The sequence below is a fragment of the Bradyrhizobium sp. 35 genome (assembly GCF_023073215.1).
GTDB lineage: Bacteria > Pseudomonadota > Alphaproteobacteria > Rhizobiales > Xanthobacteraceae > Bradyrhizobium > Bradyrhizobium canariense_D.
The window spans coordinates 117,433-138,082 of sequence record NZ_JADPJC010000010.1 but is presented as its reverse complement, the minus strand read 5'-3'; the positions used below and the strand labels follow the sequence as shown (position 1 = coordinate 138,082).

Annotated in this window: 24 protein-coding genes and 1 pseudogene; 13 read left to right on the top strand and 12 right to left on the bottom strand. The window is 61.6% G+C overall.

Features of this window, described 5'->3' with window-relative positions; genetic code table 11:
• Positions 1-191 precede the first annotated feature (191 nt).
• Together IVB36_RS01340 and IVB36_RS01335 are read left to right on the top strand one after the other, a co-directional pair.
• Positions 192-962, top strand: coding sequence for an alpha/beta hydrolase (locus IVB36_RS01340; protein WP_026232924.1), 771 nt, complete (start codon positions 192-194; stop codon positions 960-962).
• Between the two features lie 188 nt (positions 963-1,150).
• Positions 1,151-1,752 (top strand): annotated as a pseudogene (locus tag IVB36_RS01335) (hypothetical protein).
• 160 nt (positions 1,753-1,912) lie between these two features.
• Here the strand turns inward: IVB36_RS01335 and IVB36_RS01330 are convergent.
• Positions 1,913-3,271, bottom strand: a complete 1,359-nt coding sequence (locus tag IVB36_RS01330) for a hypothetical protein (protein ID WP_247390284.1) — start codon at positions 3,269-3,271, stop codon at positions 1,913-1,915.
• 275 nt (positions 3,272-3,546) lie between these two features.
• Here IVB36_RS01330 and cysE point away from each other — a divergent pair, with 275 nt between their 5' ends.
• A complete protein-coding gene (gene cysE / locus IVB36_RS01325) occupies positions 3,547-4,371 on the top strand; it encodes a serine O-acetyltransferase (protein WP_007602549.1) in 825 nt (274 codons plus the stop codon).
• Between the two features lie 151 nt (positions 4,372-4,522).
• Entirely contained in the window at positions 4,523-4,741 is a 219-nt protein-coding gene (locus IVB36_RS01320; protein ID WP_007602550.1) for a DUF3126 family protein, read from the top strand.
• An 89-nt stretch (positions 4,742-4,830) separates the two neighbouring features.
• Here the strand turns inward: IVB36_RS01320 and IVB36_RS01315 are convergent, their stop codons facing one another.
• Together IVB36_RS01315 and IVB36_RS01310 are read right to left on the bottom strand one after the other, a co-directional pair.
• The gene (locus IVB36_RS01315) at positions 4,831-5,415 is read right to left on the bottom strand and encodes a DUF1349 domain-containing protein (protein WP_026232925.1); all 585 of its coding nucleotides are present in this window, start codon (positions 5,413-5,415) and stop codon (positions 4,831-4,833) included.
• 262 nt (positions 5,416-5,677) lie between these two features.
• Complete coding sequence (locus IVB36_RS01310) at positions 5,678-6,385, bottom strand: hypothetical protein (protein ID WP_085351113.1); 708 nt, start codon at positions 6,383-6,385, stop codon at positions 5,678-5,680.
• Positions 6,386-6,607: 222 nt separating this feature from the next.
• Between IVB36_RS01310 and IVB36_RS01305 the strand changes: the two genes are divergently transcribed.
• From IVB36_RS01305 to IVB36_RS01285, 5 genes are all read left to right on the top strand, one after another.
• Positions 6,608-6,937, top strand: a complete 330-nt coding sequence (locus IVB36_RS01305; protein ID WP_007602553.1) for a hypothetical protein — start codon at positions 6,608-6,610, stop codon at positions 6,935-6,937.
• Between the two features lie 90 nt (positions 6,938-7,027).
• A complete protein-coding gene (locus IVB36_RS01300) occupies positions 7,028-7,558 on the top strand; it encodes a gamma carbonic anhydrase family protein (protein WP_018455332.1) in 531 nt (176 codons plus the stop codon).
• Positions 7,559-7,629: 71 nt separating this feature from the next.
• The gene (locus tag IVB36_RS01295; protein ID WP_018455333.1) at positions 7,630-7,803 is read left to right on the top strand and encodes a hypothetical protein; all 174 of its coding nucleotides are present in this window, start codon (positions 7,630-7,632) and stop codon (positions 7,801-7,803) included.
• A 64-nt stretch (positions 7,804-7,867) separates the two neighbouring features.
• Positions 7,868-8,167 carry a hypothetical protein gene (locus IVB36_RS01290; protein WP_247335619.1) on the top strand — a complete coding sequence of 100 codons (300 nt, stop codon included), beginning with the start codon at positions 7,868-7,870 and terminating at the stop codon, positions 8,165-8,167.
• A 103-nt stretch (positions 8,168-8,270) separates the two neighbouring features.
• On the top strand, positions 8,271-8,639 hold the full coding sequence (locus tag IVB36_RS01285) for a hypothetical protein (RefSeq protein ID WP_247390282.1): 369 nt from the start codon (positions 8,271-8,273) through the stop codon (positions 8,637-8,639).
• 179 nt (positions 8,640-8,818) lie between these two features.
• Here IVB36_RS01285 and IVB36_RS01280 read toward each other — a convergent pair whose 3' ends face one another.
• The 6 genes from IVB36_RS01280 to IVB36_RS01255 form a co-directional block, all read right to left on the bottom strand.
• Entirely contained in the window at positions 8,819-9,313 is a 495-nt protein-coding gene (locus tag IVB36_RS01280; RefSeq protein ID WP_018455336.1) for a hypothetical protein, read from the bottom strand.
• A gap of 175 nt (positions 9,314-9,488) precedes the next feature.
• Positions 9,489-10,220: an aspartate/glutamate racemase family protein gene (locus tag IVB36_RS01275; RefSeq protein ID WP_085361723.1), complete on the bottom strand. Its 732-nt coding sequence runs from the start codon at positions 10,218-10,220 to the stop codon at positions 9,489-9,491.
• Between the two features lie 20 nt (positions 10,221-10,240).
• Positions 10,241-11,119 (bottom strand): ABC transporter permease, encoded by an 879-nt coding sequence (locus tag IVB36_RS01270; protein WP_085396140.1) that lies wholly within the window; start codon positions 11,117-11,119, stop codon positions 10,241-10,243.
• Positions 11,120-11,122: 3 nt separating this feature from the next.
• On the bottom strand, positions 11,123-12,082 hold the full coding sequence (locus IVB36_RS01265) for an ABC transporter permease (RefSeq protein WP_007602562.1): 960 nt from the start codon (positions 12,080-12,082) through the stop codon (positions 11,123-11,125).
• A 4-nt stretch (positions 12,083-12,086) separates the two neighbouring features.
• Positions 12,087-13,376 carry a PotD/PotF family extracellular solute-binding protein gene (locus IVB36_RS01260; RefSeq protein ID WP_247390281.1) on the bottom strand — a complete coding sequence of 430 codons (1,290 nt, stop codon included), beginning with the start codon at positions 13,374-13,376 and terminating at the stop codon, positions 12,087-12,089.
• A 42-nt stretch (positions 13,377-13,418) separates the two neighbouring features.
• Entirely contained in the window at positions 13,419-14,405 is a 987-nt protein-coding gene (locus IVB36_RS01255) for an ABC transporter ATP-binding protein (RefSeq protein ID WP_085396144.1), read from the bottom strand.
• 265 nt (positions 14,406-14,670) lie between these two features.
• Here IVB36_RS01255 and IVB36_RS01250 point away from each other — a divergent pair, with 265 nt between their 5' ends.
• Positions 14,671-15,378 carry a GntR family transcriptional regulator gene (locus IVB36_RS01250; protein WP_085351121.1) on the top strand — a complete coding sequence of 236 codons (708 nt, stop codon included), beginning with the start codon at positions 14,671-14,673 and terminating at the stop codon, positions 15,376-15,378.
• A 42-nt stretch (positions 15,379-15,420) separates the two neighbouring features.
• On the opposite strand, the gene IVB36_RS01245 is transcribed toward IVB36_RS01250, so the two are convergent.
• Both IVB36_RS01245 and IVB36_RS01240 read right to left on the bottom strand, forming a co-directional pair.
• On the bottom strand, positions 15,421-16,074 hold the full coding sequence (locus tag IVB36_RS01245; protein WP_256467209.1) for a tripartite tricarboxylate transporter substrate-binding protein: 654 nt from the start codon (positions 16,072-16,074) through the stop codon (positions 15,421-15,423).
• 110 nt (positions 16,075-16,184) lie between these two features.
• A complete protein-coding gene (locus tag IVB36_RS01240) occupies positions 16,185-16,649 on the bottom strand; it encodes a hypothetical protein (RefSeq protein ID WP_247390277.1) in 465 nt (154 codons plus the stop codon).
• Between the two features lie 197 nt (positions 16,650-16,846).
• On the opposite strand from IVB36_RS01240, the gene IVB36_RS40065 reads away from it, so the two are divergent.
• Positions 16,847-16,969, top strand: coding sequence for a hypothetical protein (locus IVB36_RS40065; RefSeq protein WP_256467206.1), 123 nt, complete (start codon positions 16,847-16,849; stop codon positions 16,967-16,969).
• Positions 16,970-17,102: 133 nt separating this feature from the next.
• On the opposite strand, the gene IVB36_RS01235 is transcribed toward IVB36_RS40065, so the two are convergent.
• Positions 17,103-17,978, bottom strand: a complete 876-nt coding sequence (locus IVB36_RS01235; protein ID WP_247390275.1) for a recombinase family protein — start codon at positions 17,976-17,978, stop codon at positions 17,103-17,105.
• 495 nt (positions 17,979-18,473) lie between these two features.
• On the opposite strand from IVB36_RS01235, the gene IVB36_RS01230 reads away from it, so the two are divergent.
• Together IVB36_RS01230 and IVB36_RS01225 are read left to right on the top strand one after the other, a co-directional pair.
• Positions 18,474-20,012 (top strand): porin, encoded by a 1,539-nt coding sequence (locus tag IVB36_RS01230; protein ID WP_247390273.1) that lies wholly within the window; start codon positions 18,474-18,476, stop codon positions 20,010-20,012.
• A gap of 84 nt (positions 20,013-20,096) precedes the next feature.
• A complete protein-coding gene (locus IVB36_RS01225) occupies positions 20,097-20,588 on the top strand; it encodes a MarR family transcriptional regulator (protein WP_247390271.1) in 492 nt (163 codons plus the stop codon).
• The last annotated feature ends 62 nt before the right edge of the window (positions 20,589-20,650 follow it).

Genomic DNA, 20,650 nt, shown 5'->3' with positions numbered 1-20,650 from the left:
GATCGGACACAAGACACGGACGATTGGTCCCTATCGTCCGAGAGGTCCACGGAATACGTCATGCCACGGCGGGCCGACGGGACGTGCGGCAACCATTTCGCCAACGGCAGATGGAAGAACCGCGACCTTGCTGGAAACGCCTGTCCATTCCCCCGGACTACTTTCGTCCGACATGCCAACAGGAACAAACAATGCGAACTATTCTCCTCTCAGCCGCCACCGTCCTCCTGGCCGGAACGACGTTGGTCGGAGCCGTACATTCCGCCGAACTGCCCAAGGGGGCAGCGCACAACGTCGTGCTCGTGCACGGCGCCTTCGTAGACCAGACGAGCTGGCAGCCGGTTGCCGATATTCTCACCAAGAAAGGCTACAACGTCACGCTCGTCGAAAATCCACTCACTTCGCTCGCCGCCGACGTCGATGCGACCAAACAGGCGCTCGCGAAGCAAGCCGGCAGGACCGTTCTGGTCGGCCACTCATGGGGCGGCGTGGTGATCACGCAAGCCGGCAACGATCCCAAGGTTTCGGCGCTGGTTTATGTGTCCGCCTTTGCGCCGGAGGTCGGTGAATCCCTGGCGTCGCTGGCAAAGGCCGGTCCGCCGACCGAAGGCGGCAAGGCGATCCACCCCGATGCGAAGGGCAATCTGTACATCGATCCAAAGGTGTTTCCGTCAGCCGTCGCGGCTGACCTTCCTCCGGAGATCGCCGCGCACCTGGCCAACTCGCAGCTTCCGCTGAACCACGTTGCATTCGAAGCCCCGGTCGACGTTGCGGCCTGGCATGACAAGCCGACGTTCTACGTCATCAGCACGAAGGACAAAGTCCTCGCGCCCGAGGCCCAGAAGTCGTTCGCGGCCAGGATCCACGCCCAGACGACGGAAGTCACCGGCAGCCATGCCTCGCTCGTCGTCCATGCGAAGCAGGTCGCTGAGGTGATCGAAAAAGCCGCCCTCACGAGGTGACGGTGCCGCTCCCGGCGCTGTGGCGCCGGGAGCCCGCGCGCTCCCGCTCGACCATTTTAAGCCAGGCATCCGTAGAGTGCTGAAACGTCCTGACGACACTTCAGCTCACGGACGTGAACACCTCCAATCGCGGAAACGCAACAAGTGTTGTCATGATGTGAGCGACGCATTGGAACGGACATTCCTGCATGTATAAGTCACTTCTTGTCACCCTCACTGCTGTGGCTCTTACCACCGTGTCTGCCGCGTCTGCTCCCGCCGTCAGCAGAGAGCCGCTGAATGCTGCGACGCTCAGCGCAATCAAATCGAAGTTCGGCAGGCTGATGGAATTGGCAAACAAGCATGATTTCAAGGCTCTGTATCGGATGTTCTGGCAATCGCCCTCGGCCCTTTTGGTGGCCAAGAGCGCGATCCCGTCCGAGGGAAACTGGGCCGGCTTTTGGGGTAACGCGGCGATTGATCAATAGCTGCATGATATCGGTAGCCCGGTCCGGTCGTACTCGAGCCAGATTTTTCGAAGCTCAGGGTTGTCGGCCTGACGCGCGACGTCGCCGAGTCCTATGTGCCGATGACCATCACCGTCTCTTATGCGGGGCAAGATGGAACAGCCAGGCCGTTTCTCATGATCAGCAACTGGCTTCGCGTCGGGAAGGACTGGAGGGTCGCTTCCGAAATCATTCTTCCGGTGCCGGCGGCACCGGCACAAAGAGCTAGCCGCGGAACGCCTCAGTGGTTGTACGGCACTGACCGTCTCGCACTTGGGTCCGTTTTCACGCAGCCGGCTGACTAACGGCTGGTCGTGCTCATGCCACCGCCCCGCCGCGTGTGCCGATTTGCGGGGGCGATGAAGGGCTCCAAACACCCTTGAGAACGAACGATGCGCTGGTCTTACTGGATAAACGCGATCGCTGCTCGGACGAAACCAGGCACGATGGCGCTTCACCCCAATCTCACCGCGCTTTGCTGTCTTCCCCAAGGCGGCGCGCCAGCGCCATCAGCACGGTGAAGGTCGCAACCCACACCATCCGCGCGCCGTAGCGGTCGTGCGGGCCGGAGATCACGCCGCAGATGAAGGCATTGCCGAGCAGCGCCAGCGTGATGGTCGCCGCCAGCAAGGTCAGGTCGTCGAGCCGGCGGTTCGCGAGGGCATGCGCCAGCAGCGCGACCAGCGCCAGCATCGAGGCCAGCGCGACGGGAACGTGCAGCCAGTTGATGGTGTCGAAATCCAGTCCCCAATTCTGCTGGCGCGCGGCGCGCATCGGCGCGGCCTGCGAGGGGACATAACGTTCGATGATGCCGCGGGTGTGCGGGATCCAGCCATTGGTGCCTTCGCCGGTCGCCACATGGAGCAATTGCCGTCCCAGCGCCCGCAACGCCGCGCCGGCCTGCCAGACAGGATAGTCGGCGAGCGAACCCACGACGATGCTGCCCATCTCGTCGTTCATGCCTTCGAAGCGGCCGAGCGTGTTGAACATGCTCTTGCCCCACAGGAATTCGTCGGCGCTCGCCGGCAATTGGTCGCGATAGGGGCAGAGCTTGAGTTTTTCGCGTGGGCAATGGTCATTGAGATAACGCGCAACGATGCCGTCCTGCATCATGCGGCCGAAGGCGACGCCGGTGCCGCCGGGCGTCCACGTCCATTTGCCCGACAAGGCATGGTTCGCCGACACCAGCATCAGGCCGCCGGCGACGATGGTGAGGCTCGCTTGGACCAATCCGGCGATCGGAAGTCGGCGCCCCAGCAACGGCCGCGCCATCCAGCCGGCGAGGCAGAGCCCGAGCAGCACGCCGAGCGTGGCGCTGTGGGTCGCGGCGGCAAAGGCGGTGAAAACGAACAGCGAGATCTTTTCGAGCGCCGAGGTCCGCTGCCCACCGATGACCAGCAGGAATAGCGACAGCACCGACAGGCCTGCAAAAATGTCGGTGAGCAGCATGCTCGCAAGCCAGGGCAGCGCAGTCGACAGGATCAGGAGCAGGCTGATCACGACGAAACGGAACGTCTGCATCATCGAGAGCACGCGCAAGGTGAGCTGCAACAGCCACAGCGTGGCCAGCGACTGGACCGCGAGGTTGATCCAGAACCCTGAACTTTCGCCATAGTGCAGATAGATGCCGAACACGGTGGAGCGGCTCGGGACGAGATAGCCCTCGTACCAGCGCGCCAGATAGCCTCCGGTATCCCATTGCAACAGCGGATAGCCGTTCCAGAATGCCGGCGCGATCAACAGGAGCGGCAAGGCGATGGCGGCGAGCCGCAGCCAGAGTGAGCCCGCGGCGCCCGCGCGCACATGATCGGTGGTGATGGTCAAATCCGCTCCGTCCTCACTCGGACCATGCCCGCAATAACGGTTGAGGCGGAATTCACCAATAGTTTGACGCCGCCCGGCTTGAATTTGGCGAAACCCTGACCATTTTGAGCCGACCTTGCGGCCCGGGGTGTCGGAAGAAACTGTTGTGATTCAACGCGTTGGCATGCCCCCGCCGGACAACGCACTGTTCACTCTCAGGCAAGCCCGTCAGGACTTTGTCGCCTAGACTGTGTTATAGAACCAGTGAAACGAGCCAATTCGAAAGAGCAGATCTCATGGCAGTGCATCAGGTCAATCCGGGAGGAAAGCTTGCAACGCTTGATCCGATCTGGGATCGGATCCGCGGCGAAGCGGAGGACATCGTCCATCGCGAGCCGGAGCTTGCGACCTTCATCTATTCGACGGTGCTGCATCACAGCCGCCTGGAAGATGCGGTGATCCATCGAGTCGCCGACCGGCTCGATCATTCCGCGCTGTCGGGCGATCTCGTGCGCCAGACCTATGACGAGGCGCTGCGCGACGATCCCGATCTCGGCAACGCCTTCCGCGCCGATCTCGTCGCCGTCTACGATCGCGACCCCGCGACCTCGCGCTTCATCGATCCCTTGCTCTATTTCAAGGGCTTTCACGCCATCCAGACCCACCGCCTCGCGCATTGGCTCTATCTGAAGGGCCGCAAGGATTTTGCGTATTATCTGCAGAGCCGGGCGTCTGCGGTATTCCAGACCGACATCAATCCCGCCGCGCGCATCGGCCGCGGCATCTTCCTCGACCACGCCACCGGCTTCGTCTGCGGTGAGACTGCGCTGATCGAGGACGACGTCTCGATCCTGCATGGCGTTACGCTCGGCGGCACCGGCAAGGAGAACGAGGACCGCCATCCGAAAATCCGCCACGGCGTCCTGATCGGCGCCGGCGCGAAGATCCTCGGCAACATCGAGATTGGTCATTGCGCGCGCATCGCGGCGGGCTCGGTCGTGGTCAAACCGGTGCCGCACAACGTGACGGTCGCAGGCGTGCCTGCCAAGGTCGTCGGCGAAGCCGGCTGTGCCGAGCCGTCGCGCACCATGGATCAGATGATCAACGCCATGGGACTCTGAGATGGGCCTCTGAGGCGGGCCTTCGAGCTTGTCGGAAGGGGCGGATTTTCCGCCCCTTTCGTCCCAAAAATTCTTTGGCAATTCATGCTGGCGGTTGGTCGCGGCTCGTCCTAAAACCCGCGCCAACCCAGATTTCGATTGGAGACTTGCCGTGGACGTCAAGGAAGTTAGGAAGCTCGACGCGTATTTGAAGCGCGTATTCGGCAATCCCAAGATCCGCGTCGTGCCGCGGCCAAAGAAGGATGATTCCGCCGAGGTCTATATCGGCGAGGAATTCATCGGTGTGCTCTTCGTCGACGACGAGGACGATGATCGCTCGTTCCAATTCCAGATGGCGATCCTCGAGGACGACCTCGTCGACCAGGAATAGTTCGGCGATCGTCTCGCTCAACGGGGCCGCGCGGGCGCGGCTCCATGCCTTTGCTTTCTTGCAAGAACATATTTCTGCAAGGGTGATGTTCAGCTCAGGTCGTGCAGGTCTTTTCCGAGGGGAGGTGTCAGACGAAACGTCGAGAATACGACTTCTAGCCCCGCCCGTTCGGGTGTGCAGGCCATCGGTCCCACAAGGTAGGAGTTTGCTTTAGGAAACGCCGCCAGCCGCATGAGGGGCCAGGATTTGCCGTCGGCCGAAACCTGCAGACGAAGGACACCGTTGGCGATGGTCGCGCGGACCCAGAAGTCGCTGGCATTATGCTCATAGGGTGCTGTCGCCCAGTCTGATTGCCCGTTTGTCAGCACGCTCGCGAGCATAGCGCGGCCATCTGACAATTCGATTCCGGCTTTGACCCAATGATGCGCGTCGAGGCGCACCATGATGCCCGCCTGATCATAGAGCGCCCGGAAATCGCCCTGAACACGCAAATCTGCGGTGAATGCTTCGCCTGTCGGAAAGCCCAGGAAATGTCCGCTATCGCGATTGAAGCCGTAATGGGTTTCGCGCCAGAAATCCGTGGCCTTGTCCGTGAGGATCCGCAGGTCATCACCCTCTGCCGCCCATCGCTGCGGTTCATTTAGCCACACACCGTCACTTCTACGGAGAATCATGACTAACCTCTGTCGCGGATGCCTGCCGGTTCGGCCGTGAGTCGGACGAGCACGGCATCGTGCATTGAGATGAAAAGGCAATGTAGCCGAGATTGCTTCGCTTCGCTCGCAAGGACGAGCAACAGCTTCACCGCCGCCCCATCCTGACACCATACGCGCGAAGCTGACTTCGAAAAATACGAAGCATTACAGGAGCTTGGCTACTGTGCATGGGGTTGTTTTCGCAGTTTTTGTTTTGGAGGCGCAGGTCGCGCGGTCGCGTTCAGCCCTTCGGGCCGCGCAGCTGCGCCGTCAGTTTCTCCATCGCTTCCGCCGTATCGCGCCACTGCGACAGCCAGCTGCGCGGAAAGCGGAAGGTGAGGTCGGCGCCGCCGACGCGGCGTTCGGCGAGGCACATGCCGGGCGTCGCACCATCGCGCGTGCAGCGCGCGGTCAGCGCGGGACTTGCGGCAGAATAGAGATCCTCGGTGCCGTAAGGCGTGTCAGCGCGGAATATCCGCATCGTCAGCCCGTCCTGAGGCATTGCCGCGGCCTGGTCGAGATAGCGTGGATAAATCGTGGCGGTGCGCTGCTCGGGCGAGAGCGCATCGCGATGCGCGGCGATCGACAGGAAGATGCGGTCGATCGGCTGCATCGCCGCATCCACGCTATCGGCGGTGACGTGCTTCGGCGCGCCCGGCGGCTCCAGCGAAGGATACAGGAAGTCGAGATCGATCCGCTCCTGCGGTCCGGAGTGGCGCTGGATCTTCATGCGGATCGCGTTGGTCGGCAGGTTGAACAGCGTGCCGCCGACGCTCACCGGCAGCTTGTCTGGGGCGTTCGCGCCGCTCGGCCCCCAGGTCGGCCACAACAAATAGGCGACGAGCGCGACGGCGCACACCGCGGCAATGCCGCCGAGCACGATCGGGACGACGTGGGCCCGGGTGCGCACCCGGGGAGATTGAGGGGAAATTGCCGAAAACACCGTCATGAGCCGCGCGAATGAGCCGGAAGTCGGCCGATGGCCGACGAATCAGCGGCGAATATGCCACGTGGTGGCGATTTCGCGGAGCGTTGGCCGGCTGCAGGGAAGGGAGAGAGGCCTGCGTGGAACGGCTGGCGGCGTTAACCTTCCCTTAAGGATAATGTAGCGTTAACCGGCACTCTTTGTCACAGGAAGGTACCTCGCGTTGCGTAAGGGCGGACTGTTCCGATGACACCTGAAGCTCTCAACACATTCTTCTCGATCGGCATTGGTTTCGCGCTCGCGGGAGCGCTCGTGAGCGGATACCAGACGGTCGCACAGCGGCCGGCCGGCTTCGGTCTGTTGCAGGACGGCGTGGCGCCGAAGACCTTCGCGGCGGTTCCGTTCCTGGTGTTCGCGGCGCCTTTCATCATCATGCGCAATACTCTGCGCGGCAGGCAGGTGGAGAGCCGCCGCGTCGAATTCGTGATGATGGCGACCGTCATCGCCGGCTTCTGGAGCATGATGAGCGGCACCTTCTTCCTGATGACGCTCCGCGCGGCCGGCGTTCTGGTCTGATGCGCGCGCTATAGGGCTGCCTGCGCGGCGGCCCTTTGCGTCAAGGCCGCCGTTTCGCTATGGCTGGGGCTGACGCGACAGGAGACCCTCATGGCGATCTACGAGCTCGACGGGCAGGCGCCCGACCTTCCCGCCGACGGCAACTACTTCATCGCGGAGACCGCTACCGTGATCGGCCGCGTGCGCCTGAAGCCGGGCGCGAGCGTCTGGTTCGGCGCGGTGCTGCGCGGCGACAATGAGTGGATCGAGATCGGCGAGGGCGCCAACGTGCAGGACGGCTCGACCTGCCACACCGATCTCGGTTTTCCGCTTCAGATCGGCAGGAACTGTACGGTCGGGCATAACGTCATCCTGCACGGCTGCACCATCGAGGAGGGCGCACTCGTCGGCATGGGCTCAATCGTGATGAACGGCGCCAGGATCGGGCGCAACAGCATCGTCGGCGCCGGCTCCGTCATCACCGAGGGCAAGGAGTTTCCCGAACGGTCCCTGATCATCGGCTCGCCGGCGCGGGTGATCCGCACGCTCGACGATGCTCAGGTGCAGAAGATGGGGAGTGCTGCGAAGTTCTACGTCGCCAATGGACCGCGCTTCACAAAGGGCCTCAAGCGGATCGGGTGAACTCAGCTTCCTTCGGACTCGCGCGCTTCTATTGCGCTTGCGACCTTCTCGTGCCCCGCGGACCATAGGGCATGCTCATCGCTACCGTCCTGGTACGGATTGGCTTCCGCCGGAATGTTTTTACGCGCCGCGCGTTCGCCTTCTGCAAAAGCATCGCGATCGTTCATCGTGACTGCGCCTTTCTGTTTGCGGAGCAGAAGATCAGCTTGCGCGTGATCGTGCCCGCCTTCCCGGTTTCAAGCTGATGCGACGGCATTTGTTCCGGAACCGGTCCTTGCTGCGGCGGTTGATCGGCGAAGGAGAATTTCAATGGCCAGATTGCCTATAGCCCGTTCAATCAAGACCGTGATCGTGATCTTCGCCCTTGTCCCGGTGCCGGCCGCATCGTTCGCGCAAGCCACCGGCGGCTCCACAGGATCGGCCGGAGGTGTCGCCAATTCTCCGGCTCCCGCGCCAGGCACCAACAGTCTGGGGACCGCCCAATCGTCCGGTGCGAATGCACCCGGCGTCACCACTGGGACCGGCGCAGGTGGGTCCACCGACGCCGCCGTCAACGCCGAGAACCGGCTGCTCGACAAGAAGCTCAAGAGCATCTGCCGCGGCTGCTGACGCTCGCGGGGAAGTGAGACAGTGAGGCTGTCAGGAACGCCTCAAGCCGATTAGCTTGGTCCTGCTTTGGAGCGTGGTGGGTATCCACGCAGAGGATCGAGTGATGATACGGAAGATGATGTTGACGGCGCTGGCTGTGGTGGCGGTTGGGTCGTCGATGCCGCAGGCGGCACAAGCGGGCGGTCACGGCGGCTGGGGTCATGGCGGCGGTGGCTGGGGCCGTGGTGGCGGCTGGGGTCATGGCGGCCACTGGCATGGCGGTGGCTTCTGGCCAGGCGTCGCCATCGGTGCCGGTATCGCCGGCGCAGGTTACTACGGCGGGTATTACGGCTACGGCCAACCGTATTACGGCAATCCATATTACTATGGTACCCGATACGATGATGGCGGTTATGGCGGCTGCTACGTTGTGCGGAAGCGCGTCATGACGCCAGCGGGCTGGCGCATCCGCCCCGTGGATGTCTGCGAATAGGCGGCGCTACCCGTCAAAAAACAAGGCCGTTGACGCAATATACCGTCAACGACCTTGCCAGCCCCGGACATTGAAATCGGCTCACGCCATCCGGTAACGGCGAGCATCGCTTGGAATCACACGGGCGAATGTGATCCAGTTCACAAGTCCAAAAATTTAAGGGTGGCGGCGCCGGCTGCTCAACCGCGCGAGCGCTTGCGTGCACTGGCATGGACACGATGCCGTGCAGGTTTCCTGCGGGTAACTGAGGGAGTCTCCGCCTCGCTCGCCCGGGCGCTGGCAAAGGATTGCCGCAGGCCATCGATGGACTCGTTGAGTATCGTGACCTGCTCGGACAGACGCTTGGTGTCGGCCTGCTGGAATGCGAGCAAGCGCTTCACACTCTGGAGCTGGTCTTGCACGACCTGGAGCTGGTCAATCGATTCCTGCTGGGTTGCCTCCAGCCCCTTGGTCTTCTCGACCAGCTGCTCGGATGCCTGTGCGGTGCGAGCCTGCAGCTGCCGCGACGCCACCACCCGGTCGGTCTCAGGGGCCGCACCGGTATAGGCACGCCAGATCGCGATCGAGGTCACCCCCGCGATCAGGAGCAGAAGCGCGGCGGCGGTCAGCGCGATAGGCTGGGCGCCAAGGCGAAAGAGGGGATGGGACCGTGTGTCCTCTGCGAGATCGATCATCGCTGACAAAACCCAAATGAAACTTGGTGAGTGGCGAAGACCGGCAACCTGAGGTTACCGGGGCGTCCCGAAAGCGTTACGTGTCGGCAAGGAATGGGACCAAAAAGAGGCTAAGAGCAAAAAAACCAACAATCAGGATGCCTTAGGGCATCCGTGCCCCCGTCAGAGGCAGAGATCAGGGCTGAAACAGCGAAAACGGACCGGAATAGGTCTTCGAGCGCGGCGCCGCGTAGGGCCCGAGCCGGGAGGTCTTCAGTCCCAGTCGCACCAGTGATTCTGCCAAGGTCACCGCGGCGGCGACGCCGTCGATCACGGGCAGGCTGTGCGTGGCGGCGAGTTCATTGGCGAGATCGGCCATGCCGGCGCAACCGAGCACGATGGCCTCTGCGCGATCGTCGCGGATCGCGGCCGTGATTTCCGTAGAGATTTTTGCGAGCGCATCGGTGTTGCGCTCCTCGAGCGCGAGCACCGGCACCTCGGCGGCGCGGACGCGCGCGCAGCGTTCGGCGAGGCCGTATTTCCGCAAATTATGCTCGATCGGCACGATGGAGACACCGAGCGTCGTCACCACGGCGAAGCGCGCGGCAATCAGGCTCGCCATGTGGAAGCCGGCCTCGCCAATGCCGATCACTGGTGCCCTTGCCGCAGCGCGCGCGGCGTCGAGGCCGGTGTCGTCGAAGCAGGCGATGACATGCGCATCCGCGCCGTCGCGGTCGGCCTCGCGGATGCAGCCGAGCATGCCCGGCACCGCGAACGCCTCGTCGTAAAATCCCTCGATCGAGACCGGGCCCATCGTGGGCTGGCGCGCATCGATCACGGTGTCGGGCAGGGCGACCGCGCGCGCGGCAGCGGCGATCTTCACCGTCATGGACGCAGTGGTGTTGGGATTGACGACGTGAAGCCGCATCGGATCAGACAAGTCCCTTCTCAGACAAGCCCTTTGCCGGCGTCCGAGCCTTTGGCCGCCTGTCGCTTGTTGAGCATGTGGATGGTGCCAAGCGCAAGCGCGATCACCGTGAACGAGACGGCCGAGATCACGGTGCCGAGCGCATAGATGTCGGGGTTCGTCACGGTGGTGGTGAGGCCCTGGAGATCGAGAGGCAGCGTGTTCACCGCCCCGATCGCCTGGCTGGAACGCGCGAGTTCGTCCCAGGACAGTGTGAAGCCGAACAGTCCAATGCCGATCACGGAGGGCAGGATGATCGGCAGCACGACATGACGGAACGCCTGCCACGGTGTCGCACCGAGATCGCGCGCGGCTTCCTCGAGCCTGGGATCGAAGCGATTGAAGATCGCGAACATGATGAGAAGGCCGAACGGCAGCGTCCAGGTCAGATGTGCACCGAGGCCCGAGGTGAGCAGACCCATCGAGGTCTCGAAATTCTCGTTCCAATGCGCCTTGATCAGATCGTCGATGATGCGGAATTCAAGCGAGATGCCGAGCGAGGTGATGATCGAGGGCACGATGAGGCTCGCGATCGCGGAGTAGAACAGGATGCTTTGCGCCTTGAACTTGCGGCGAAACGCCATGCCCGCTGCGACCGACAGCACGACGGTGACGATCATCACGATAATGCCAAGCAGCAGCGAACGGCGGAAGGCGGCGCCGAGATCGACGATGCCGGTGCCCTGGAACAATTTTGCGATCCAGAAAGTCGATACACCGTTCATCGGGAAGGTGAGGCCGCCCTGCGGTCCCTGGAACGACAGCACATAGATCGCGATCATCGGGCCGTAGAGGAACAGCGTGTAGGCCGCGAAGAAGATCGCGAGCACGTAGAAAGAGCGCGGGCGTCCTTCCTTCATGCTCTAGAGCTCCTTCTTGATGTCGACGATACGCGACATCATGGTGATGATCAGGAACGTGATGACGAGCAGGATCACGGCATTGGCCGCTGCTGCCGGGAATTGCAGCGCATTCACCCGCGTCTCGATGATCTTGCCGGCGGCCGCGATCTGCTGCCCGCCCATCACGCCGATGGTGATGAAGTCGCCCATCACGATGGTGATGACGAAGATCGAGCCGATCACGATGCCGGGTTTTGCCAGGGGAATGATGACGTTGACTAGCGTCTGGAAACCAGTCGCCCCGGCGTCATAGGCGGCCTCGATGAGCGATTTGTCGATGCGAACCATTGAGTTGAAGATCGGCACCACCATGAAGAAGGTGAAGAGGTGCACCAGCGCCAGCACCACGGAGAATTCGGAGAACAGCAGCCATTCAACGGGATGGTTGATCAGCCCCGTCTTCACCAAGCCTGAGTTGACAAGGCCATTGCGCCCGAGCAGCGGAATCCAGGCGATCATGCGGATCACGTTGGAGGTCCAGAACGGGATCGTGCAGAGCAGCGACAGTCCCATCTGCCAAGTTTTCGACTTGACGTGAAAGGCGAGGAAGTAGGCGACCCAGAAGCCGATGAAGAGTGTGATGACCCACACGAGGAAACAAAGCTTTAGCGTCTTCAGATAAGTCTTGGCGATGGTGCAGAGATCGGGGAGCTGCGCGATGCAGCCCTCGAACGTGTCGGTGTAGCCGCGGCCCGAGAAGGCCGGCAGCAACTGGTATTCGTTGTAGTCCCAGAACGAGACGATGACGACGAAGACGAGCGGGATCAGGAAGAAGGCGAGGAACACCAGCATCATCGGCCCGGCCTGGAGCCAGGAGATGAAGGAGGGTGACAGCCGCGCCGCTTTGCTGCGGCGCGCCGTCTCCGATCCCCGGACCAGGTCCGGAGATGCCTGTTGCAAAATGTCCTCCGACGTGTCCATCAGATTACGCCGCGATGAACTCGTTCCACTTGCGGACCATGTAGTCGTTCTCGTCCATCACGGCGTTCCAGCACGCGACGCCGCCCATGCGGTCCTCGTAGGAGCCGCCGTCGCGCACGGCGCCAGCCTTCTCGAGCAGCGAGCCGTCGGGCGCCTTGATGTCCTTCTCGGCCGCCTTGCCTTCCATCCAATAGGCCCACTCGTAAGGCTCCATATGCGCCTTCGCGGTGGAGAGCACGGCCGAGTAGTAGCCCTGGCGGTTGAGATAGGCGCCGGCATAGCCGGACAGGAACCAGTTGACGAACTCATAGGCCCATTCGAGCTTCGCACCCGAGACGCCCTTGGAGACGCAGAAGCCGGAGGCCCAGGAGCGATAGCCTTCCTTGAGCGGCTGGAAGGTGCAGGCAATCCCCATCGAGCGGACCTTCGTCACCGCCGGCGACCACATCGACTGGATCACGGTCTCGCCCGAGGCCATCAGGTTGACGCTCTCGTTGAAGTCTTTCCAGAAGGCGCGGAACTGTCCCGCCTTCTTGGCCTCGGTCATCACCTTCATGGTGAGATCGATCTCTTCCTTGGTCATGTTGCCCTTGTCGGCATATTTGTACTTGCCGGTGGCTTCCACGACCATCGCGGCATCCATGATGCCGATCGAGGGGATGTTGAGGATCGAGGCCTTGCCCTTGAACTCGGGGTTGAGCAGCTCGGCCCACGAGCTGATCGGACGCTTGATGATATCGGGGCGAATGCCGAGCGTGTCGGCGTTGTAGACGGTCGGGATCAGCGTGACGAACTCGGTGGCAGACGTCGCGAAGTTCTTGGAGTCCTTGCCTTCGAGATAGAGCACCTTCCAGGGTGCGGTGCCCTGGCCGCCGATCTTCTTGCCGCCGGGCGTGACGCCCTTGGTGAAGACCGGCGTGATGTTGTCGAATTCCTTGATCTTCCTCGCGTCGAGGGCAAGGATGTTGCCCGACGGCACGATCTTCTTTAGCGCGAAATATTCGGTGTCCAGCACGTCGAAGGAATTCGGCTGGGTCATCACGCGCTTGGTGACGTCGTCGGTGGTCGCGGTGATATATTCGATCTTGATGCCGGTGTCCTTCAGGCACTGCTTGGAGATCTCGTCACCCTCGTTCACTGCGGTGCCGAGATAGCGCAGCACCTTCGGCTCGGCCGACATTACATAGGGAAAGCCTGTGATGGCCCCGGAGCCCGCGGCAAGTCCGGCGAGACCCGCGGTGCTCTTCAGTAGCGTGCGGCGGCTAAGGCCCTTCTTCCTGGTCGTTTCGGTCATATCACTCACTCCTCTGTTGCGCATTCCGGTGATTGATCGGCGCTATTGCAGACGTTGCGCCTTGGCGGGATCCCAGATGGCCAGCACGCGATCGCCCGGCCGGAACTGGTGGACGTCGAAGGCGGCCTCGGGAAGGTGGGAAAACAGGGCGGTCCCGTCGTCGAGCGTGAGCGAGACGGCGATGTAGGAGCCTTGGTACTCGGTCTGGGTCAGTAGCGCGGGCGCGCCGAAGGCGCCGTCAGTGAACGGCGCGATGCCGAGCTGATCGGCGCGCACGGCGATGAGTTTGCCTGCGTCGCTGAGGACGTTGTGACCGCCGATGAAGCGCGCCACGAATTCGGTGCGGGGGTGATGGAAGATGTCGCGGGCGCTTCCCTGCTGTTCGATCCTGCCCTGGTTCATCACCACGATGTGGTCGGCCAGCGCCATCGCCTCTTCCTGGCCGTGCGTGACCTGAACGAAGCTGATGCCGAGCTCGCGCTGCAGCCGCTTCAATTCGCCCCGCATCTTCACCCGCAGGAACGGATCGAGCGCCGAGAGCGGCTCGTCGAGCAACAGGATCTGCGGCTCCGTGATCAGCGCGCGGGCGAGCGCGACGCGCTGCTGCTGGCCGCCGGACAGCTGTGCGGGGAGGCGGGCCGCATAGGGCGTCATCGCCACCAGCTCGAGCAACTCGCCGGCGCGCTTGTGCCGCGTCGCCCGGTCGATGCCGCGCATTTTCAGGGCAAACGCCACGTTGTCGAGCACGGTGAGGTGCGGAAACAGCGCGTAGGACTGGAACATCATCGCCGTGCCGCGCTTGGCGGGTTCGAGATCCGTGACGTTCTGCGGACCCAGGATGATGTCGCCTTCGCTGACGGCCTCGTGGCCGGCGATCATGCGCAAGGTCGAGGTCTTGCCGCAGCCGGAGGGGCCGAGCAGGCAACAATAAGTGCCGGCCGGGATTTTCAGATTGACGGTGTCGACCGCCAGCGTCGTGTCGTAGCGCTTGGTGACGGCGACCAGTTCGAGGGCGGCGGGAGTGGCCATGGCGTGTCCGGGGCGAGGGCGATGCTGCGCCTCTCTCCGCAAGGTCCATGCCAATCGCGCTTGAATCGTTCTCGGCCGGCCGAATTCCAAAACAGTGCAGCGGAGTCAGATCGTTAGATCGAATCCCACGGGCTTGGGCGGTTCGCTGCCTTCGCAGTTGCGTGCACACAAAACAGGCGCGGATTGTATAAAGTTTCGCCTGTGATTGGATACAGCTGGTCGATTAGGATTCAACGCCCTCGTCGACGATCGAGTCCTCACCCCCATGGCCGTCAAGTCCCGACCGAAATCCGACGCGCCAGATGCGAGCGATCGCGTCAGCCGCATCCGGGAAGGTGTGACTGCGGCGATCCTCGAGCATCGCCTGTTGCCCGGCACGAAACTCGGCGAGGACGAGATCGGCGAGATCTACGGAGCAAGCCGAACGCTGGTTCGCACCGCGCTGCAACAGCTCGCGCACGAGGGCATCGTCAACATCGAGAAGAACCGCGGCGCCTTCGTCGCGCGGCCGACGCCTGCGGACGCCCGCGAAGTGTTCGAGGCGCGCCGCCTGATCGAGCCGACAATCGTCGATCACGCCGTTGACGCGGTGTCGCCGGCCTGGATCGGGCGTCTCCAGCGGCATCTTGCCGAGGAGCGCGAGGCGGAGCTGCGTGGCGATGCGCGTGCTTCGGTCCGCCTCTCCGGCGACTTCCATCGACTCGTCGCCGAGATGAGTGGCCACAGCATCTATCTTGGTTTTCTCAAGGAGCTGATCGCGCGGTCCTCGCTGATCATCCTGCTCTACCGCCGGCATGACACGCCGGCCTGCGGCACCGATCATCACGCCGGAATCGTCTCCGCGATCCGCAAATGCGACAGGGAGGCCGCGCGCGCGCAGATGTTGTCGCATCTGAACGAGATCGAGGCCGAGCTGTTTCTGAAGGATCCCGCCGCTGACGAGTTGCGACTCGCGGACGTGCTCGGGGTCTGAGCTCAACGAGGCGCGTCCGCACCCGGCTGGGCGCGACGGCGGCTATTGCGGCTCTAATCCGAGAGTCTTGATCGACTCGAGCCAGATCGGCCCTTCCTTTTCGTAGAGCGCAATCGAGGATGCGCGATCCATGGCCGGCTGGTCGACGCCGAAGGCATCGAGCAGCTTCTGCACGCGCTCCGTCTTGCCGCCTTCGACCATCAACTTGGCGAGCATGTCGATCCGGTCTGCCGGCATCGCAGCGGGCGCCACCAGCGCGGTAAAACTGATGAGCTGGAAAACATTGCCCGTGACCCCTTGCTCGGCAAATGTCTTGGTTTCGGGCAGCTTCTTCATGCGCACTGGTGTCGGCACGGCAATCGGGCGGCCGATGCCGGTATCGAGCACCGGTAGCGCAGCCTGATAGCTGCCGACGGCCGCCTGGATCACCCCCGCGGCCAGATCCTGCCACATCGGCGCTTCGCCGCGGTAATGCACGATGGAAATGTCGAGACCGAATTGCCGGTTGAGCTCGGCGATCGCAATATGTGCGAACGAGCCGATGCCGTACGAGCCGGCCGTGACCTTGTTGCCACGTGCGTACGCGACGAACTCTTCGATCGTCTTTGCATTGGTGGCGGAATGGACCACCAGCGGCAGATGCCCCGAAGGCGTCATCGCGACGATCGTGAAATCCTTGTCCGGATCATAGGCCAGCGAAACGAGCGGACCGGATCAAGATTTTGGTCTGGGATCGAACGGGTCTGGTGTTGGTGCACAAGCGTCTTGAAGGCGCAACGATCTCCTCGACGACGAGAGTCGTTCGATTAACACCGCCAAAAATCCGGCTTCCACCCGACCCGTTGAACGTGAAGGCGCCAGCGGCACCGACGCGAATTCGGATGGTTTGCGACGTGGTTGCCGCTGGTACGATTGCCGAAACTGCTGGCGCGAGCCAAGTAAGGTGCCGCCAAAGCCTGACGCTTCTCCAAATCCGGCTCTGCTTGAAGTTTCGCGAGCAACTTGTCTGTGTCCCTAGCGCCTAGCCACGACCCGAAAAAAAACCCGCCTGCCGAATATGCGGTGAGCGCCGCGAACGGGATTGCTTGTAGTGCGAACAATAGATGCTCGCTCAAAGTGAAAAAGGTGAAAAAACCAATATGGAGTCCTGTGAAAAATCCTACGTCGTACAGCACTGCCAGGGCTGACGCTAAAACAGGACCGATCAACGTCAACGTTTTCACATCGGTCGTCCATACCGATGCCGCTGTATCATCTGGTTTATCGGACATTGCCGCAACGGCCTTATTCTGTCGAAAGGATCGGTATGGCGCGGCCAAAAGAAGAACGCAACCACCCCGTCTCCGGGACGCGAGCCGGCTTTTCACACACTGCGGACTCCCGCTCACCGAGCTCTGTGGACTAGGTCGCCTTGCATAGTTCGACGCGTGAATGGGGGAACAAGACCTCGCGGCCGGGATTGGCTCCGATGGATGATAGAAAGTGGATCGCCATCATGGTCGCCTCGATGCTGCTCCTGGTCGCGGTCGCAGCACTGCTTGTGCAGCGGCCGGGCTTGGTGACGGACACCCACGCGTTGATGAGTCGCTAGCGCGGAGCGCTCGCTACCGGAAACCCAAAGGCTGCGGGCACTTGCGCGCCTGCAGCGAACGATCCGCGGGGGCCTCGTTGGCGAGTACCCATCGTTCATCGACACCAGGTGGCGCCACCTGCCCGCGAGTTGATTACCCTATTGAGATGCAAGGGTACGATGGCCCCCCTTGCATCTGAATCTCGAGAAACCTCCCTGCGATGTCCTTCCGGATCTGTGCCGAGGAATGTCTAGGCAGCGTGAGACTTCCTGCACTGTGAATTAAGAGGCCAGCGACAATCCGCTTGAGTAGAACTGTGATGTTCACTCTTCGCGCATAGCGTCGCCCCTCGTCGGAAGAGAGGCCTTTGATTTCTTCGACAAGATCGAGCAGCCCTGCTTTCAGCTCGTAGCTTGCATGGTCGAGCAATGCCGGATGCGCCAGAAAAGCAAGGACGGTGATTTCAAAGTCTTTGTATGTCCAGGCGGAGCGGCTGCAGGCGCCATCATTCAAGACTTGCTCGCATACGAGGACCTGCACATTCGAAATCCGATGGAATATGACTTTGCTGCCGCAATAGGCACACGAGCATAGGTCACCGAAGATGTTAGCGAGATCATTTCCTTTTCGTCCACGATGCGCCAGATTCTGTTGGCGTGCTGCTTGGGCAGCATCGAAAGTGACCTTGTCTACGACTGCAGGGTAATAGCCGGAAATTGGAGGGCCGCTCGGGATGCCCTTCTTATGACCTGCCGCGAAGGATTTCGGCTGGTGCTCACCGTAGGTCGCCCGGTTCCTGAGCATCGAATCTATGGTGGTGTTGTCCCAGCTGAGCGCTCGGGTGAAGGTGGGCACCTTTAGTTCGTCGAGATAATTTGCGATGGCGTAGCTGCCCATCCCGCCGATCGCGAGTTCGAAAATCTTTCGCACGGTTTCGGCTCGGTCCGGCAGAAACACGAAAGACAACCGGTCGTCAGTGAGGCCGAGCCAACTTGGCGCCGCTGAGATCTTTTTGCTCACCTTAGACATAGAATCCTGGGTCCCGAGTAGGTGGACGCGCAAGCGAAGCGGACACTCGATTCGTCCTTAAGTGCAAATCGATTCCCACCTACAAGCGCACTGGAGGAGCATGTTCCCGCGGGTGAACCCGTCCTCACACGAAGTACTCACGCAGCTGTGAGCGATCGAAAGTAAAGAAATTGCAACTACTTAGGCCGAAATCAGCTTCGGCAAGTTGCGTGATTTTTGTGCAACACCTGTCTGAAAACAAGCTTTCACGGCCCATTTCGGAGCGTTCTCTTGTTGTGTGTGCACGGACCATCGATCATGGTGACTGAGCGACGGAGGGGGGCATCCCGAGGTCGTCCCGTCTTAGGTGGTTCGCTTAAGTCCCTCGCGTTCAGCGGGTGTGTCCGAAGGCGCGAAGCGACTAAGCGGTGAATTTAAGGGACAAGGGAACCAACCTTAGGGTGTCTTCACCCAGCGGATCCGGAACCTTCCCTATGGCAAACTTGGAGGTTTAACATGAAGTTGGTTAAGAGCCTTTTGCTCGGTTCCGCGGCGGGTCTGCTCGCTGTTGGCGGAGCGCAAGCGGCTGATCTTCCCGTAAAGGCCAAAGCGGTCGAATACGTGAAGATCTGCTCCCTGTACGGTGCGGGTTTCTACTACATCCCCGGCACCGACACCTGCATCAAGCTGGGTGGTTATCTGCGCGCTGAAGTCGCGCTGGGCACCAACAGCGTCTACGGCATTTCGAACGGCGCTCCCGCTGGTGCGCACAATCGCCTGAGCAACTACTACACGATGCGTGCTCGTGAAGACCTCAACATCGACACGCGCACCGCTACCGAATACGGCGTCGTCCGCACGTTCTTCGATGCGACGTTCAGTTGGACGACTGGTAGCTATGTCGGTACCGGCTCGGCCTTCGGCACGACTGGCTACAGCGCTACGACCGCTGGCACCGCCACGATCAACCCGACTGACGGCGGCACCTCGGGCGGCTCGCTCGGCGTGTACTATGCCTTCATCCAGTTCGCTGGGTTCACGATGGGTAAGGCCGTGTCGCAGTTCGACGCGCCCTGGACCAACTATCCCGGTAACAACATCGACAGCCTCGTCGGCGGCAGCGGCACGGTCACTGGTGTCAACCAGTTCACCTACACCGCTGATTTCGGTCAGGGCATCACGGCGTCGTTCTCGGCGGAAGATGCGACAGCCTACTATCAGGCTGGCAACCTCAATCTGTTCGGCATCACTACTGCCGGCGTCCTCGGTGGTTCCTACGGCGCTAACGCCATCGGCGGCTCGCGTTCGCCGAACCTCGTCGGTATGGTCCGTGTCGACCAGGCTTGGGGTCTGTTCCAGGCGTCGGTTGCCGCGCATGACAACCACGTTGCTTATTACGGCGCAGACGAAACGACTGGCCACCCCGACGACAAGTGGGGTTGGGCGGTTCAGCTCGCTCTGTCGATCAAGAACATCCCGACTGGTGCGGGTGACGTGATCAACGTGTCGGGCGTCTACACCGACGGTGCAACCCGCTACAACTTCCAGAACCTGGCGGGTAGCTCGTACTCCATGTTTGGTGGTTCGGGCACTGCGTACCAGAGCGTCGGCTTCGCTAATGCGCCTGACACGGTGTACGTCCCCGGTTCGAGCCAGGAGAGCGTCAAGACCTGGGGCTTCCGTGGTGCGTACACCCATAACTGGGATCCCTACTGGAACACCGCCATCTATGGTGCCTATGCGCATGCATCGTTCGGATCGCTTGCCAAGAACTTCCTTTGCGGTGGTGGCGGCTTCGCCGGCTTCTTCGCGGTGCCGGGCGTTACCTCGTGTAACCCTGACTTCAACGTCGGCCAAGTGGGTTTGATCACTCGCTGGACCCCGGTGAAGAACCTCACGTTCTCGGCCGACGTCAACTGGACGCGTGTGGATCAGAAGTATGCTGGTGTGGTTGCTGTTGCGCCGGCCGCTAACGTTGCCAAGCCCTTGGCTAGCTACGAGCTGAAGGATCAGGACAGCTTCACGCTGCTGCTCCGCGCTCAGCGCAACTGGTAAGTTCGGTCTAAATAACCAACCTCCAAGAGCCCTCGGCGGGAAACTGCCGGGGGTTTCTTGTATTGTTGATAGATGGTGGAAGTTATGGCTCTCGATCAGGTCCATCACCCGCAGCGACCAGAGGTGGTTGAACAAATCGTACGGGTGGTTCGATCCCTCGACTTCTTGATTTCCGAGGTTCAGGCCAAATGGGCAAGCGCGCTGAGCCTTACGGTGCCGCAATGGAACATGTTCGTCATTGTTGCAGAAGCCCATGAGCACGGTGGTCTGCCAGTGAAATCCGTTGCTGAAGCAATGCGGGTGAACTCCTCGTTTGTCGTCAACCAATCGAGACGGTTGGAACAGCTCGGTCTAATCCGTCGGAAAAATTCGAGCACCGATAAGCGATTGGTGTATCTTTCCGTGACCCCGAAGGGACTGAAGGAGCTGGGCGCTCTCGACGAGAGCAGAAGCGCCATCCGCGCCGCGATCAAAAAGGAAATGGGGGAGGCGGCGACGTTGCACACCATAGAGCTTTTGCAGCAGCTTGAACGCTGTTTTGCGCGCTGCCGGTTGCGGTTGCAGATCGACGAATAGGACAAGAACGAACGGTCGCAATGATCATCTTTCCATTCGGGGTTCTATGTCTTGGAAGGCAA